15 protein-coding genes and 1 riboswitch are annotated in these 14474 nt (G+C 47.1%); of the genes, 6 read left to right on the forward strand and 9 right to left on the reverse strand.

All coding sequences use genetic code 11. From position 1 onward, the window contains the following. Nucleotides 1-140: 140 nt before the first annotated feature. Together V6669_RS00470 and tadA are read right to left on the reverse strand one after the other, a co-directional pair. Complete coding sequence (locus V6669_RS00470; protein ID WP_338589800.1) at nt 141-710, reverse strand: GNAT family protein; 570 nt, start codon at nt 708-710, stop codon at nt 141-143. Nucleotides 711-753: 43 nt separating this feature from the next. After that, nucleotides 754-1260 carry a tRNA adenosine(34) deaminase TadA gene (gene tadA / locus V6669_RS00475; protein ID WP_338589802.1) on the reverse strand — a complete coding sequence of 169 codons (507 nt, stop codon included), beginning with the start codon at nt 1258-1260 and terminating at the stop codon, nt 754-756. A 332-nt stretch (nt 1261-1592) separates the two neighbouring features. On the opposite strand from tadA, the gene V6669_RS00480 reads away from it, so the two are divergent. Both V6669_RS00480 and rluF read left to right on the forward strand, forming a co-directional pair. Further along, on the forward strand, nt 1593-3932 hold the full coding sequence (locus V6669_RS00480) for an ATP-binding protein (protein ID WP_338589804.1): 2340 nt from the start codon (nt 1593-1595) through the stop codon (nt 3930-3932). 18 nt (nt 3933-3950) lie between these two features. After that, on the forward strand, nt 3951-4652 hold the full coding sequence (rluF, locus tag V6669_RS00485; RefSeq protein ID WP_338589806.1) for a 23S rRNA pseudouridine(2604) synthase RluF: 702 nt from the start codon (nt 3951-3953) through the stop codon (nt 4650-4652). Between the two features lie 213 nt (nt 4653-4865). Here the strand turns inward: rluF and motB are convergent, their stop codons facing one another. Both motB and motA read right to left on the reverse strand, forming a co-directional pair. Beyond that, entirely contained in the window at nt 4866-5684 is an 819-nt protein-coding gene (motB, locus tag V6669_RS00490; protein ID WP_338589808.1) for a flagellar motor protein MotB, read from the reverse strand. Next, on the reverse strand, nt 5671-6471 hold the full coding sequence (gene motA, locus V6669_RS00495) for a flagellar motor stator protein MotA (RefSeq protein WP_017691317.1): 801 nt from the start codon (nt 6469-6471) through the stop codon (nt 5671-5673). Before motA ends, motB begins: the two co-directional genes overlap by 14 nt. Before the next feature lie 233 nt (nt 6472-6704). On the opposite strand from motA, the gene V6669_RS00500 reads away from it, so the two are divergent. The 3 genes from V6669_RS00500 (at nt 6705) to rbsK (ending at nt 8573) form a co-directional block, all read left to right on the forward strand. Next, the gene (locus V6669_RS00500; protein ID WP_074092938.1) at nt 6705-6998 is read left to right on the forward strand and encodes a hypothetical protein; all 294 of its coding nucleotides are present in this window, start codon (nt 6705-6707) and stop codon (nt 6996-6998) included. Nucleotides 6999-7248: 250 nt separating this feature from the next. Further along, entirely contained in the window at nt 7249-7545 is a 297-nt protein-coding gene (locus tag V6669_RS00505; protein ID WP_062838136.1) for a 4a-hydroxytetrahydrobiopterin dehydratase, read from the forward strand. A gap of 44 nt (nt 7546-7589) precedes the next feature. After that, the gene (rbsK, locus tag V6669_RS00510; protein ID WP_338589812.1) at nt 7590-8573 is read left to right on the forward strand and encodes a ribokinase; all 984 of its coding nucleotides are present in this window, start codon (nt 7590-7592) and stop codon (nt 8571-8573) included. Nucleotides 8574-8647: 74 nt separating this feature from the next. Here the strand turns inward: rbsK and V6669_RS00515 are convergent, their stop codons facing one another. The 5 genes from V6669_RS00515 to V6669_RS00535 all read right to left on the reverse strand — a co-directional run bounded on the left by V6669_RS00515 (nt 8648) and on the right by V6669_RS00535 (nt 13715). Next, nucleotides 8648-9004, reverse strand: a complete 357-nt coding sequence (locus V6669_RS00515) for a cytochrome c (protein ID WP_036607288.1) — start codon at nt 9002-9004, stop codon at nt 8648-8650. A 150-nt stretch (nt 9005-9154) separates the two neighbouring features. Then, nucleotides 9155-9649: a GNAT family protein gene (locus tag V6669_RS00520; RefSeq protein ID WP_338589815.1), complete on the reverse strand. Its 495-nt coding sequence runs from the start codon at nt 9647-9649 to the stop codon at nt 9155-9157. Between the two features lie 355 nt (nt 9650-10004). Beyond that, a complete protein-coding gene (locus V6669_RS00525; protein WP_338594797.1) occupies nt 10005-10439 on the reverse strand; it encodes a C40 family peptidase in 435 nt (144 codons plus the stop codon). Between the two features lie 39 nt (nt 10440-10478). Then, a riboswitch (cyclic di-AMP (ydaO/yuaA leader) is annotated at nt 10479-10616 on the reverse strand. A 245-nt stretch (nt 10617-10861) separates the two neighbouring features. Continuing rightward, entirely contained in the window at nt 10862-11713 is an 852-nt protein-coding gene (locus tag V6669_RS00530) for a hypothetical protein (RefSeq protein ID WP_338589817.1), read from the reverse strand. 10 nt (nt 11714-11723) lie between these two features. Further along, nucleotides 11724-13715 (reverse strand): M1 family metallopeptidase, encoded by a 1992-nt coding sequence (locus tag V6669_RS00535; RefSeq protein WP_338589819.1) that lies wholly within the window; start codon nt 13713-13715, stop codon nt 11724-11726. 101 nt (nt 13716-13816) lie between these two features. Here V6669_RS00535 and V6669_RS00540 point away from each other — a divergent pair, with 101 nt between their 5' ends. After that, the gene (locus V6669_RS00540) at nt 13817-14320 is read left to right on the forward strand and encodes a YwhD family protein (RefSeq protein ID WP_091039209.1); all 504 of its coding nucleotides are present in this window, start codon (nt 13817-13819) and stop codon (nt 14318-14320) included. Nucleotides 14321-14474: the final 154 nt, after the last annotated feature.

The following is a 14474-nucleotide window of genomic DNA, read 5'->3' on the forward strand; positions in this document are numbered from 1 at the left end:
TTTAAATCGTGGCTGGGTGATACATACAAATAAAACCGCACTCTCTCCTACATAACTAGGGTAGTGCGGTTTGGAATATTAAATTTGTATATTGTTGAATTGGAAATACAGACAGCTTTGTGGTGGAAATTCTAAATCAATTAATTCGCAAGTTCGTCCAAGTCTTCAGCAAGTACAGCATAGATCTGATGATCCTGATATTTGCCGTTGATCTTGAGGTATCTGCGAGCAGTACCTTCAAACTGGAATCCGTTCTTCTCCAGTACGCGCTGTGAACCTTTGTTGGAGGGCAATACTGCAGCCTGAACCCGATTTAACTTCAGCGCACGGAAGCCATAAGCTACAGCCAGTTTAACCGCTGCTGTCATTCGTCCGCCGCCCTGATAATCCGGATGGATAAAGTAACCCATATCTGCATAATTGGCAACGCCTAATACGACATTGTTGATACTTACTTGTCCAATCAACAGGCTGTCTTTAATGGTATAGATTCCAAATTGATATCCTGTACCTTCTTCTGCTGCCTTGACCCGATCCTCAATCCGCCGAGTCTGAGCATCCATTGTATAGAATTCATCGTCTCGCACGGGTTCTACAGACTGGTAGGGGACGCGTGTGACCTGAATCAGGTCCAGATAGGACTGTGTATCCTGGGGTGTGAGCAACCGAAGGCTTATGCCATTGGCTGTATCATAGAGTGTTAGTGCCATTACAGCACACTTCCTTTCTAATTGGGATGGTTGTATTCGGTGACTACTTTAACTTTTGGCGCAGACTTCTGAAAAATTGAGTTAGCATCGTGGAGCATTCAGGCTGAAGGATATCCGAAATCACCTCGGTGCGATGGTTAAAACGAGGCTCCTGTAGCAGGTTCATCAGTGTACCTGCACAGCCTGCCTTGGGATCAGCCGTACCATAGATTACGCGGGGGACCCTGGATTGTACAATTGCACCTGCACACATCGGACAAGGTTCCAGGGTGACGTACAGAGAACAATCCAACAAACGCCAAGCTCCAATGGTCTCGCTGGCCTGACGAATAGCTACCATCTCTGCATGGGCGGTAGAATCCAGCGTAGTTTCACGCAGATTGTATCCTCGACCAATGATTTGGTTATTTTGTACGATTACAGCTCCAATCGGAACTTCCCCAAGAGCTTCGGCTTTGTAAGCCTCAGCAATGGCCTCTCGCATCCAGTGCTCATGCTGAGCTTCCTCAGATAAATGCGCAAGATCGGTCTGGAGAAAATGTTCAGTCATTACTATATAACTCCTTCCAAAATCGTTTATTCAGCGAACAAGTATTCGGGTTGTTAACATGTTGTGTATAGAATTGTGGATAACCGTGTAGTTGCTCACATAGTTATAAACAAACTATCCACAAGCCTGTGGGTATGTGGATAAATATAGTGATTAATTTCATTGTAGAGTTCGAAAATGCAAAAAACAACGAATTTCGAGCTTTTCATTCATTCGGTAACTTTTGGACACAGGTCAATTATCCTTTTCAAAAAGTCATACAAGCGTTATGATGGAGATAGGTTTTGCCATATATCGCCAGAGGGTACAAGCCGAGAGGTGAACAAAAAAACTTGTCTATTAAAACGAAATTATCCATGATTATGTCGTGCTCAGTGCTCGTTATTTTAGTGTTGAATATCGCACTGAGTTATTATACTACAGAAGAGAATCTGAGGCAGGACAGTGAAACCAAGATGGTGCTCACTGCAAAGCAGATTGCAATTGCTGTCGAACAGAATCAATACAGTTCGGATTATGTAAAACGGCAGATTGGAAACAATCTGTGGCTTGCTGCTGTTATGGCGGCTGAAGAATTGGACCCGGATATTAATAATATCACAAATGAAGAACTTGTACGCTTGAGCCAAAAGGTCGGCGTTTCGCATATCTCGTTAATGGAGCAGACGGATGATGATATTGTGGTTAGCCGCTCCTCGGATCCGAGAGAGCTCGGGCTGTCCACCAAATCCATGACCTACTGGTATCAGGCCTTTAAGCAGTTGTTTGAAAAACAACAGGTAACGATTCCCCAAGGGCAGAAGTTGGAGCATTTCTGGTCAGATGGATTTGAATATTCGACATCCAGTCCTTCGGATATTGATATCTGGGGTTACTACCATGATGGAAAGAGAAACTACATAATCAATCCCTTCTATAATAATACGGAAGTTGATGACTATGTGAAAATCTCTAGTCCGGATGAGATTTTGAATAAAATCCGTGAGGTCAATCCCTCCATTCTGGAGATTACAGGCATCAATCCGTTGACTTTCGGCAGCCCCAACATGGGTGATGACGGAAGAGATTCGAACTTTAGCAAGTTGAATAACAGACCAATTCGTTTTGGTACATACCAGTATGGTTCTAAGGATGAGGATCATCGTGCTGTGGTGCGCGCCATTCGAACAGGGCAAAATGTATCTTTTGTCAGTGAAACGCATGAACAGAAGGTACTGAAGAGCTTTATTCCCATTTTCACACCCAATCAGTCTTCCTATGTGATCAGTATTGTCATGGACTATAAGCAAATCTCCTCCATGGTATCTGAGCAGTTGGTTAGCCATGCCTCCATATCATTGGTTTTGCTGGAGATTGTGATCTTTGGCAGCTATCTGCTCGCAGGGTATATAACACGTCCGATCCAATCCATATTGGGCAAAGTGAATGATGTAGCGGATGGACACTTTGATTTCCGGCTGAAAGTACGGAGGAAGGATGAACTTGGCCAACTGGCCAATCGTATTAATGCCATGATTCGTAATCTGGGCCATTATACGAGCCGTCTGAAACAGATGTATGAAGAGAATCGGGCGGTGAAAGAGCATCTGGAATCCATCATCAATCAGACAGCGGATGCTATTCACATTACGGATCTTGAAGGAAAAGTACTGCGGGTTAACCGCGCATTTGAACAATTATATGGCTTTCGAAGTCGTGAGGTGGAAGGTCGTCATCTGAAGATCATCCCGCCAGAGGCAGAAGAAGAAATGAAACGTCAGCATGCCCAACTCGTTGAGGGGATGTCCATTACGTCCAACGAAACCACATGGATGAAGAAAGACGGGACCCGAGTAGAGGTCAGTGTCAGTACGGCTCCGGTACGAGACGAAGCTGGAGAGATTACCGCGCTCATTAGTGTCTCCAGGGACATTACAAGTCGTAATCGGATGGAAGAGCTGCTCAGACGTTCTGAGAAGCTAACAACCGTAGGCCAGCTTGCAGCAGGTGTAGCACATGAGATTCGTAATCCATTGACCACACTGCGCGGATTCCTGCAGTTACAGCAAGAGAGCAACAAGCTGAATCATCGTCATCTGGATCTGATGTTATCGGAGCTGGATCGCATCAACCTTATTGTTGGTGAATTTCTGATTTTAGCGAAACCGCAGGCAGTTCATTTTCAGAATCGGGACATTCGTTTTATTCTTGGCGATGTCATCTCGTTACTGGATAGTCAGGCGCATCTGCATGGTGTAGAATTTGTACTGCGTGCCTCATCCGATTCGGCTATGGTACACTGTGAAGAGAACCAGTTGAAGCAGGTATTCATCAATTTGCTGAAAAATGGTATGGAGGCCATGCCAAATGGAGGAAGCATTCATATCAAGCTCAAGCATGACGAGCAGTCGAAACGTGTCAGAATTGAGATCAGGGACGAAGGCATCGGTATCCCGGAAGAGATGATGCCCAAGCTTGGGGAGCCTTTCTTTACGAATAAAGAGTCTGGGACAGGGCTTGGCCTGATGGTCAGTCAGCGCATTATTCAATCACATAAGGGCATGATGGATATTAAAAGCGTCATGAACAAGGGAACAACGGTTATCATTGAACTGCCTGCATCCGAGCAACAACCGGAAGCCATTGAGGTAGATCAGGTAACGGATGAACCACTTACAGATGAAGAGAAATAGATGAGGTGAGATTACCTTTTGCGTATTAATAAATTTATTAGTGAAACAGGTTATTGCTCCCGGCGTGAAGCCGATAAGTTGGTGGATAGTGGTCAGGTAACCATTAATGGAGTTAAGGCTGAACTGGGCAGTCAGGCAGAAGAAGGCGACGATGTACGAATTAATGGTAAACCGATCAAGGAAAAGAGAAAACATGTATATATCGCGCTGAATAAACCGATTGGAATCACAAGTACAACTGAGCAGCATATTCAGGGCAATATCGTTGATTTTGTCGGGCACGATGAGCGTATCTTTCCAATTGGGCGCTTGGATAAGGACTCGGAAGGTTTGATCCTGATGACCAATGACGGAGATATCGTTAACCGGATACTTAGAGCAGAAGGACGACATGAGAAAGAGTATATCGTTACTGTTGATCGATCTGTAACCCCGAGTTTCCTTAGAGGTATGAGCACTGGGGTGAAGATCCTGGGTGAAATGACCTTGCCTTGTACCGTGACCCGGATGACGGATCGAGTATTCCGTATCATCCTGACTGAAGGAAAGAACCGTCAGATTCGGCGGATGTGTAGTGCCTTTGGCTACGAGGTTCGTAAGTTGAAGCGTATTCGGATCATGAACATTCATCTTGGAGAAATGGCGACAGGTTCATGGAGAGAGCTTACCCCTGCTGAAAAAGCGGAGCTGGGCGGTCTGTTGGACTATTCACTGGAATAGTTGATTCGACTTTGACTAATTAACTGATTGAAGCCCTGCTTTCCGAAAAGGAGCGCAGGGCTTTTTGGTATAAGGTCAATGACGACAGGTGAATCTTCGCAAATAGTGTGAAAAAATGTAGAGATAAACCAAGCATAAGCTTTATATAAACCCAAAAGACCGTTCTCCTTGTACCTGGAGAACGGTCTTTGGTTAATGAATCGCTGCAGGCCTCTAGTTTCCTCCGCCAACGGCTTTTACATTTGTATTGTTACTTTGATACTTCCGAATGATAGATACCTCTACACGGCGATTCTGTGCCCGTCCGGTATTGGTGTCATTACTGGCAATCGGATGATACTCTCCATAACCACTTGGTGTGAATTTGGAAGGGTCCAATTGTGTGTTCAGCAACAGGATTTTCAGGAAGTTGAGCGCACGATCTGCACTCAGATCCCAGTTATCCTTATATTGGTTGTTCGAAATGGGAATATTATCGGTATGACCGGATACCACCACTTCATATTCAGGGAACTCCTGCAGCATGCTTGAAATTGCTTTGGCCAGGGATCGTGATTCAGGCTTCACATCTGCTCGGCCTGAGGAGAACAGGGCGTTATCACTGATGGTGATCTTCAATTCAGACTGATTCAGCTTGGTATTCAGCTGGTCCGAAAGTCCGTTCTTCGAGATATACTGGTCAAGCCTTTTCTTAAGCTTCTCCAGATCTTCCTGTTCTTTTTGAGCCATCTGTGCATCCGTTATCTGAGCTGGTGTTTTCTTGGTGATTTCTGTAGGTTCCTGTTTGTTCTTACCCAGATCGGCACCTGGCGTATCCGGATTCATGGACGTATGATCCAGAACACCGGAGCCTCCATTCAATGCACTGCTTAGTGCGGAAGCCATCTGCTCGAACTTGGCTGCATCGAGTGAACTCATGGAGAACAACGTGATAAACAGGGCAAGCAACAAGGTCATCAAGTCAGAATAGGGAAGCAACCAGCTCTCGTCTATATGTTCTTCATGTGGTTCGTGCTTTTTAGCCTTTTTCACCTGATGATCCCTCCTTCTCTTCCAGTTGTTTACGTTCGGAAGGTGTCAGGAATACGGATAACTTTTGGTTGATGGCAATGGTGGATACACCAGACTGTATGGATAACAATCCTTCAACCATCATCAGCTTGATCTCCATTTCTTGCTTGGACATCCGCTTCAGCTTGTTAGACATCGGGTGCCATAACACGTAACCACTAAATATACCAAGGAGTGTTGCGATAAATGCTGCCGCAATCGCATGGGAGAGTTTCTCCATGTCACTGAGATCGGCAAGTGCTGCGATGAGACCTACAACGGCCCCGAGAACCCCGAGCGTTGGCGCGTACATCCCCGCCTGAGCGAAGATCAAGGCACCGCCACGGTGGCGCTCCTCTGTAGCATGAATATCTTCCATCAGTACATCACTTACAAATTCCTGATCGTTGCCGTCGATAATCATACGCATACCGCCACGAAGGAACTGATCGTCAATCTCTTCTACTTTTGATTCCAGTGCAAGCAAACCTTCACGACGGGTAGTGGAAGCCCAATCCATAAACGTGCCGATCAGAGACACTCGATCAATAAGTACTTGATTTTTGAAAATAATCCCGAAAAGCTTAGGGATTTTCTTAACTTCAGACATTGGAAATGCGATAAAGATAGTTCCTGCCGTACCAACAAAGATAATAACGTAGGCTGCCGGATTGTTAACCAGGTTGATTAAGGGCGCACCCTTCAGGAACATACCGAGTACAAGGGAGACCAGTCCAAAAACTAGTCCAATAATCGTTGAAATGTTCATCATACACCTCATCCATGAGATAAAATTGAATCCTTTCAAGCGGCTGTATTCGGGCTTCCGGACGAATTTTTGGCCGCAATCCGTTCAATGTTAGGCATTCCTTACGGTTGCTAAAACAGTTAAAACGGTCATATATGTATTTATCGACCAGAAGGCCTTTTTTTTTAAGGGCTATTTTCAGGTATAATAAGATCAAATCCGCTCCTTAGGGGCCGAATAGGAGTGAAAAGCCAATGGGCGTAAAGCATGGACGGGATTATGAAGGAATTTTGACAGATCTGACAACGGCAATCGGACGCATACCGGATCGGTATGTTTTCTTTGAAATGGACGCGGAAGAGTGGGAGAGACTGGCTGCATCTGACCAACTTGAAGTGGATGAGGCGTTGGCGGAGGATTTGTTCTATGCGCTGGGCGAGGAGTCTGTTATTCCGGTTGGAAGTGGTGTAGTCATCCATGATAAGGAACAGCACCGCATTCATATTTTGATCGGGGAAGAAGAGTTGACATTTGTACCTTTAATTTAGTGTGTTTACATGCATTTTCAGGGGTATAAATGGAATTGGAATTGCCCTCAAAGCCTTATGGTTAGTGGTTCTATGCCATGTAGTTGATTGGATTTTGAAGCTTGTCCGTGGTAAGATGTTAGTCGTGAAATAGGCCAACCGCATGGCGGTGAGCCTGGCCTTTGAGGTTGCTGTTGATAGCGCCGAAGGTGTCGGTGGTTATACGGACTCACGTCTGTAATGTACCATCCTATGGGGAGGAAGATAACGCATGGTTTTTTCGCAAGAGGAAGTCGAAGCTCATCTGGGGAGGCTGGAAGGCTGGGAACTGGAAGAGGGACGGTGGATTGTACGTAAATTCGTGTTCTCCAACTACATGAAAGGGATTGCATTTGTGGATGAGGTCGCTGCGATCTCGGAAGCATTCAATCATCATCCTTTTATTACGATTGATTATACAACGGTTACGCTGCGTCTCACGTCATGGGATGCGGGTGGTATCACATCTGTAGATATCAAGGAAGCAGGGCAATATAACGAAGCTTATGACAAAATGAGGTCGGAATAACAAGGTCGGTTATTATCGCGCGGCCGGAAGTGAGTGAACCATACATGTCAGACTATAATCAGAAACAACCTCTTATTGCTGTCGTAGGCAGTCTCAATATGGATCTCGTGGTGAAGACAGACACGATTCCGGAAGAGGGAGAGACGGTGAGCGGTGAGGAGCTGCATTATCTCGCTGGTGGCAAAGGGGCGAACCAGGCTGTTGCCGCTGCGCGTCTGGGTGGACAGACGACGATGATTGGTGCGGTGGGATCGGACGGTTTTGGCGAACGTCTGCTGCACAGTCTGACGGAAAGTGGTGCAGATGCCTCGCAGGTTCGCATATTGGAAGACACGGTTACAGGGACGGCTTCCATTTGGCTCTCTCGGGGAGACAACCGGATTATCGTTATTCCTGGTGCGAATGGACAAGTGGTGCCTGAGATGCTGGAAGAGGCGGATACGGTAAAAAGCCTGACTGCAGCCGCAGCGGTGCTGCTGCAGCTGGAGATCCCGCTGCCAGCGGTTACCCGCGCCGCCCAACTGGCGGCTGAAGGCAGCGCACTGGTGGTGCTCAACCCGGCTCCCGCGGTGCCGGGTCTGCCCCAGGAGCTCCTGCGGTGCGTCGACGTTGTCACGCCGAACCGCAGTGAGCTTGCCGTGCTTACCGGCCGGGATCATCTCCGGCCGGAAGACCTGGATGCGGCGGTCGCAGAGCTCGCCGCATCCCTCGGGGCCGCTGTCGTCACGACGCTCGGCCCCGAGGGGGCTGTGTACGCGGCGGCGCCTGGCGGCCGCGTACAAGCAGGGCGTGCCGGCGCTTGCCGTGCGCCCGGCTACGTCTTAAGCGCCGTCGATACGACCGGCGCTGGCGATTGCTTCAACGGCGCGCTGGCAGTAGCCCTCGCGCGCGGTGAGACTTTGGACGCGGCCGTAGGCTTCGCCATGGGTGCAGCCGCGTTATCCGTGACGAAGCTCGGCGCCCAGTCCGGGATGCCGTCCGCACGTGAAGTTGAGGCCTTTCTGGCTGAGCATGCCACAGAGGCTTAATAATTGGTATAACGAAGAGGCTCTTATTCTCCCAAAAGGGGATTAAGCGCCTCTTCGTTATGTGCGTGCACAGATTATTTCTTCTCTGACAGCCACATGGCGATATTTGCAATCTCTTCATCCTGCAGCTTGCCCTTGAAGGAAGGCATACCACCTTTACCTTTGACAATCGTAGAATAGATCTTCTCCAGATCATCCTGGCTGCCGATGTTAGCCAGAGCAGGTCCTACGCCACCCTGAAGCTGATCCCCGTGACAGGAGATACAATTGGCTTTGACCAGTGCTTCAGCCTGTCCGGCATCCAATGTTACTTCCGGCATGGTTGGTTTGGCTTCTTCAGCCACTTCTTCTTTCCCTGGAAGCGTAAACATTAAAACAATAGCTAAAGCGCATGCTGCAAAAAATACTCCGCTCATGATCCATTTGTGCATCCCTTATGTCCCCTCCAGAATGAAAGATCATCTAACCTGAAACTATCCATATCATTATAACGGAACCTGTACTGACATCATAGCATTTTGTGGGAATTTTTTGAACTAATCACATAACAAGGGGCAAATTTGGTTGTTTTACAATGGATTCTAACCGCGAGGCCCTTCATAAACCATACAGTGAAAGGGCTTCAAGCCGGTTGGGGTCTGTCGTTCGTATGTATCCTGGGTGACAAATCCACTCTTCAGATAGACTTGAATGGCACGAGCATTCCAAGTGAGTACTTCCAGATCAATCTCATTCGTGGGATTTCGGCGAATGGCTTCCTGTACAATGGCAGTGACAAAAGCTGTCCCTTGACCCTGACCACACAGCTCTGGATGCATGCCAAGGCCAATCCGGGTTACCCCTTCAAGTGGGAAGTATTGAGCAAATCCACATATACGATCGTTCTGATCCAGGACGATCGCATACTGCTCCTGCCGCAGCTGTGCATCTCCGAATTCCACTTCCAGAGCTTTCATCTGCTCCCAGGGGAGCCAGCTGTAGATATTGTAAGGCGGGTCATACTGCCAACTGCAGATAAGCTCCGCATGTTCTTCTCGCATGGGTACAACATGAAACGTTACTGGGGCTTTCTTCATACACCTGCATGCTCCTTTCCTTGAAACAGAACTCTTTGTCCACTCTACAAAAGAGCTGTTCATTTAGCAAGTCACTCTTCCCAAGAAAAAAAGTGAAACAAAAGTTCCGGTAATTCCGTTTATATTATAACGGGATGGGTAAAAACATCATAAGGGCACGGACGAACGAACGCAAAATGAACCTGTTGATTTCGCAGGATATGCGCCGAGTATAACTTGCAACATGAATAAGGATTGAAGCACAAAAAAACCGCCGGATACATTCCTGCGGAGAATGTACCGGGCGGTTCTGTTATGCTTCTTGCTTCGTTCCAGTATGGTTAATGGTTACAGCATCATGTTGCTCAGCTTGTCCCTAGTCAAGGGCCAGTGATTCATATGCGTCCGTGCTCATAATCCGTTTCGCGCCAACATAACGATTGGCCCAATAGCTTTCACTCAATGCACTGATCGTAACGCCTTTGGAAGAAGAGGAGTGTGCGAACTTTCCATCCCCTACAAAGATTCCTACATGAGATACGCCTTTACCTGTTGTATTGAAGAATACCAGATCGCCAGCTCTCATTTCCATGCGGGATACGGAATCGCCCATGTCGAATTGGGAACTGGATTGGCGTGCCAAATCAATACCCAATTTGTCGAATACATACCGTGTAAATCCGGAGCAGTCAAAGCCGTTAAGCGTTGTTCCCCCACTTTTGTATGTAGTTCCCATTGCTGAATCAATTACTGTGTTCATCTTTGAATCTGCGAATGCGCTACCTGCACCAAGGGATAATGCAAATGTGATGCTAAGTACAGCTGCGGTTAATTTCTTCTTGAACAAGAGATATTCCCCTTCCAACGCCTGCGAGGTTAGCTTAAGGATTCGGTTGAAGGTCCCCTATGATCCCTCTGTAGCAAGATCAATTCACCCATAACTGGTTCCCCCGCTTCCCAGGTGCCAGGAATTTGGCTATGCTAGTTATGCACCTGTGAAATCAAGAAATGACGATTTAATTTTAAGTAGTTACAAATATGAATGTAAAGATTACAAAGTTGTTACTAAAAACTCACTGCGATTATTGTAACAGAGGAGTACGGCTTTGGCAACGTTTAGCAACAAATTTAGCAAAAAAAACCTCGACCTTTGACGGGGAAAGGTTGAGGTTTGCCTATTTATAAGTACATATTAGGCCATAAGTTTAACATGTGATGGTAACAATTTTTAAACTATCTGCTCTCACCTTTGGACATTTTGGACTGCCATAATCGGAAATGGCTGCATATTTTCCACAGATTCAATAGACATCTCGCAAGTGGATACGTCTGTTGTAGTATAAGTCCGGTAAGTCCCGTTAATAACCATGAGGCTGAAGTGAATGCCCCGAAGATAAGCAGGTGAACTCCGCCCAGCAGGAGTGCAATACCGATTACGGCGATGAGATGACGCAGTGCAATCCAGAGTGCTTTGAGGGTACCGTGAGCCCCGCCTTCTCCTTCTGGTGCCGAAACACCGAACTGCATGTAGAGCACGGCATGGTGGATGATCCAACCATATACAATCCAGGCAGCAACATAAGGTATACCAGGCAAAAGTAATTGAAGGGAATGAAATCCGTCCATGAGAATCGAGTAGAGCTTCGGTATGAGCCAGTAGGCGGGCAGAAGTATCAATAATGTACGTATGGTGTGGAGCAGCAGCATCGGTTTCCACAGATTTTTGATTCCGCGGACGAAGGGGATGCGCTCTTCTGTAGAGTTAAAGTGTTGAAGTGAGTAGAGTAGTCCTGCCTGAATGAGGGGGCTGATCAACATGCGAACCAGCAGCATGCCCCCTAGAATCCATAGATAACGATGAACCTCCGGATGGGTAGACAGGTTAAGTTGGCTTTCCATTTTGAACAAAAGTGTACTCAGCTCCCCTGCATCAGCATCTGGATAGCGCAGGAGCAGTGGGATGACGGCCGATTGTACCATTCGATAGAAGAAATATCCCCAAATGAGTTGATAGAGAAATAAGAGTGCGGCAATGAACATATGCTGACGGACGAGAAACCAGCCTTCACGTATTTTTGCTTTCACCGTTTCCACCTCACCATGACAGACCTCCGAATATGGCTTCTATTAGTTTGGTTACACTCATGCTCCAGCGGGATTTTGCTTGCTCATCCAGTCCGGATTTCAGGAAATTGTTCATATGGCGGTTCTCCAGCACGATCGTGTACAGGGGATCGGTCATGGCCCAGGATACGGGGGATGTGTGAGTTAATTTATAGGTGATGCGATCTTCTTTGCCATTCCATTGTTTGGTGAGGATATGCCCGTCTTCAAAAGCAATGCGAACAGGAACGGCGTTGTAATCACTTCCTTTTTTTGCTATCGTCACGGATGACTCGTACCATGTTTGACCGTCTTTCTGTACGGGCGTAACACGAATCTGCTCTACAGCAAAGTCAGCCATCCCGTTACCATAGACGTATTGGTCAAAATAATCAGACCAGGAAGTACGGGTCACTTGTTCCACAACGTTTTGAAAATCAGCCGAAGTGGGATGTTTGAAGCGGTACTTCTTCACATAGGTAGAGAGAATGCGTTCCATCTTTTTTGCGCCGACTTGATGTTCGATACCAAGCAATACAAGTTTGCCACGTGTATAGACATTGGCTGCATACTCATTCTGTGAATCGAACTTCCAGGATTCTTGTGTTAAAGATGAAGGAGACGTAATCAGGCCCGATTGTACCGGCAGATTCGGAATCAATCCATATTCCTGCTCCATCAGTTTGTCTTCTGCATAAGAGGTGAACCCCTCATCCAGCCAGGCTTCCTCGAATTCGTTGCTGGCAACCATACCGTAGAAGTACTGGTGTCCGATCTCGTGGACTACGGTACGTTCCAGGTCATAACCTGGGGTAGTATCATCGGCTCCAAAGGCCGTAACTAGCGTAGGGTACTCCATACCTCCAGCACCGTTCCCCGCTTTGGGTGGAACTACGATGGATAAGGTAGCGTAAGGATAGGGGCCAAACCATTTGCTATAATTGGCTAGTGCGGCCTTCGCGGCGTAGAAATAACGTTCTTTCAGATCCTGATGAGCAGGGTCCAGATATAACTTGATTCGTACACCAGGCACATTGGGTGCAGAGAAGGGTTCCTCGGCGTAGACAAAATCCGGTGAAGCTGCCCAGGCAAAATCATGTACATCATCGGCATAGAATTGATAGACCTTTTCTCCATTCTTCACCACGGCTTGTTGCGTCGGAAATCCGGTAGCAGCAACTTTGTATGTTTCAGGCACCCGAATACGCACACTATATATACCGAAGTCGGCGTAAAACTCTGAATTGCCATGGTATTGGTGCAGATTCCAGCCTTCCGTTGTTCGTCCACGCCTGCCCACAGGTTCATAGGCACTTAATTTGGGAAACCATTGACCTGCCATGACAAAATTATCAGCAGTTCCCATTCGGGCAAAAATCTTCGGCAGATTCACTTCGAATCGGGTGTGGAGTGTGATGCTTTCCCCGCCTTTAACGGGTTTGGGCAGGCGTACTTTAATGAGGGTGGTGTCCTTGATATTTCCGTCATCTGGTTGCACATATTGCATCCGGTGCAGCAGAGAGAGCCCGTCCTCCGTTTTCATTTCGGTAATGTTCATGGAGCCATAACCATTGGTAGGCATGACATCACCCCGAAGCTTTCCACCGGATTCCTTCATAAAGGTGGTGTCAGCAGAAGAGAAGGCGTTGGGGTACATATGAAAGTAAAGCTCGCTGACGGTTTTTTTGCCTGGATGAGTCCAGGTGATCGTCTGAGTCCCTTCCAATACGTTTCCTTCGACCAGCTTCACATCCATGTGATATTCCACAACACGGTTGCTGTACACTTCGGCTGTAGGGGTCTGTACACTTTCTGGAGGTGCTGGGGTTGGAGCTATTGCCTTGGGCTTGCCCGATTCGGGGGCGAGTACTGGCAATTCTGAATGAGTTGAGCGATTATAACCCAGAGTGATCCATATCCCTCCGGCAAGTACACACAGGGCCAGGGATGCAGTGAGCCAGCTCTTGGCGCGTCGTGGAATCATCGTTAAATACCTCCCGTTGACAAGCATCTACAGCATGTATATGTTTGCAATGGGACAATTATTAGTTAAAATATTTGTATCAACCCTTGGAGGCTATAAACATGGACCAAAACGAGCAAAACGGCAAAAAACAGATTGCCTTGAATATCGTTAGTGCAAAAAGCAAGCATAAAGGCTTCGGTGCAGGCTCCATTGATCTGAATAACCTTTCCCCGGTCATTATTGATAATGGCGAAGCCAAAATCGATATCGGTGCGATGCATGCGAAGAGCAAAGTGGAACGCAATATCAAATTCTCTACCAATCGTGAAGATGTGCCCAACGGACGCCAGGTATGGCTGGTGTGGGTAGCTGTGGATCGCACGGAGGAAGGCCAACTGTATGGTGGAGCAACAGCATGTGAGATGTGGATTGATACGGAAGCAAGACGTGGATGGAAACTGCTGGCGGAACATGTGAATCGCATGGATTATGCCTTGAAGCGTCGCTTCATGCTGGATGAGCTTGGACCTGAAGCTCGAGCTGCACTTAAGACACTGCTGATCTCACACAACGAAGACTGGTGGAATGCTTCTCCAGATGTATTGAAGGAAGCACTCGCCTAAGGCAGATCATTTTCAACAAAGTATAAAAGCAAAAAAAAGCAAAAGGCCCCTTGACCGGAAAGTTCGGCTGGGGGTCTTTTGCTTGTGCATTAATCGTATTCATTGATCTGAATAATTATGAGTTTTCATCCGAAGTGAATTTCCAATTGTTCAA

Origin of the sequence: Paenibacillus sp. Y5S-9 (genome assembly GCF_036894235.1) — a bacterium.
In the GTDB taxonomy this organism is placed as follows: Bacteria; Bacillota; Bacilli; order Paenibacillales; family Paenibacillaceae; genus Paenibacillus.

What these genes read in the sequence shown, in the direction of transcription:
- V6669_RS00470 (WP_338589800.1), bottom strand. Translation starts at nt 710, where the DNA reads ATGGCACTAACACTCTATGATACAGCCAATGGCATAAGCCTTCGGTTG.
- tadA (WP_338589802.1), bottom strand. Translation starts at nt 1,260, where the DNA reads ATGACTGAACATTTTCTCCAGACCGATCTTGCGCATTTATCTGAGGAA.
- motA (WP_017691317.1), bottom strand. Translation starts at nt 6,471, where the DNA reads ATGAACATTTCAACGATTATTGGACTAGTTTTTGGACTGGTCTCCCTT.
- V6669_RS00500 (WP_074092938.1), top strand. Translation starts at nt 6,705, where the DNA reads ATGGGCGTAAAGCATGGACGGGATTATGAAGGAATTTTGACAGATCTG.
- V6669_RS00505 (WP_062838136.1), top strand. Translation starts at nt 7,249, where the DNA reads ATGGTTTTTTCGCAAGAGGAAGTCGAAGCTCATCTGGGGAGGCTGGAA.
- rbsK (WP_338589812.1), top strand. Translation starts at nt 7,590, where the DNA reads ATGTCAGACTATAATCAGAAACAACCTCTTATTGCTGTCGTAGGCAGT.
- V6669_RS00515 (WP_036607288.1), bottom strand. Translation starts at nt 9,004, where the DNA reads ATGCACAAATGGATCATGAGCGGAGTATTTTTTGCAGCATGCGCTTTA.
- V6669_RS00520 (WP_338589815.1), bottom strand. Translation starts at nt 9,649, where the DNA reads ATGAAGAAAGCCCCAGTAACGTTTCATGTTGTACCCATGCGAGAAGAA.
- V6669_RS00535 (WP_338589819.1), bottom strand. Translation starts at nt 13,715, where the DNA reads ATGATTCCACGACGCGCCAAGAGCTGGCTCACTGCATCCCTGGCCCTG.
- V6669_RS00540 (WP_091039209.1), top strand. Translation starts at nt 13,817, where the DNA reads ATGGACCAAAACGAGCAAAACGGCAAAAAACAGATTGCCTTGAATATC.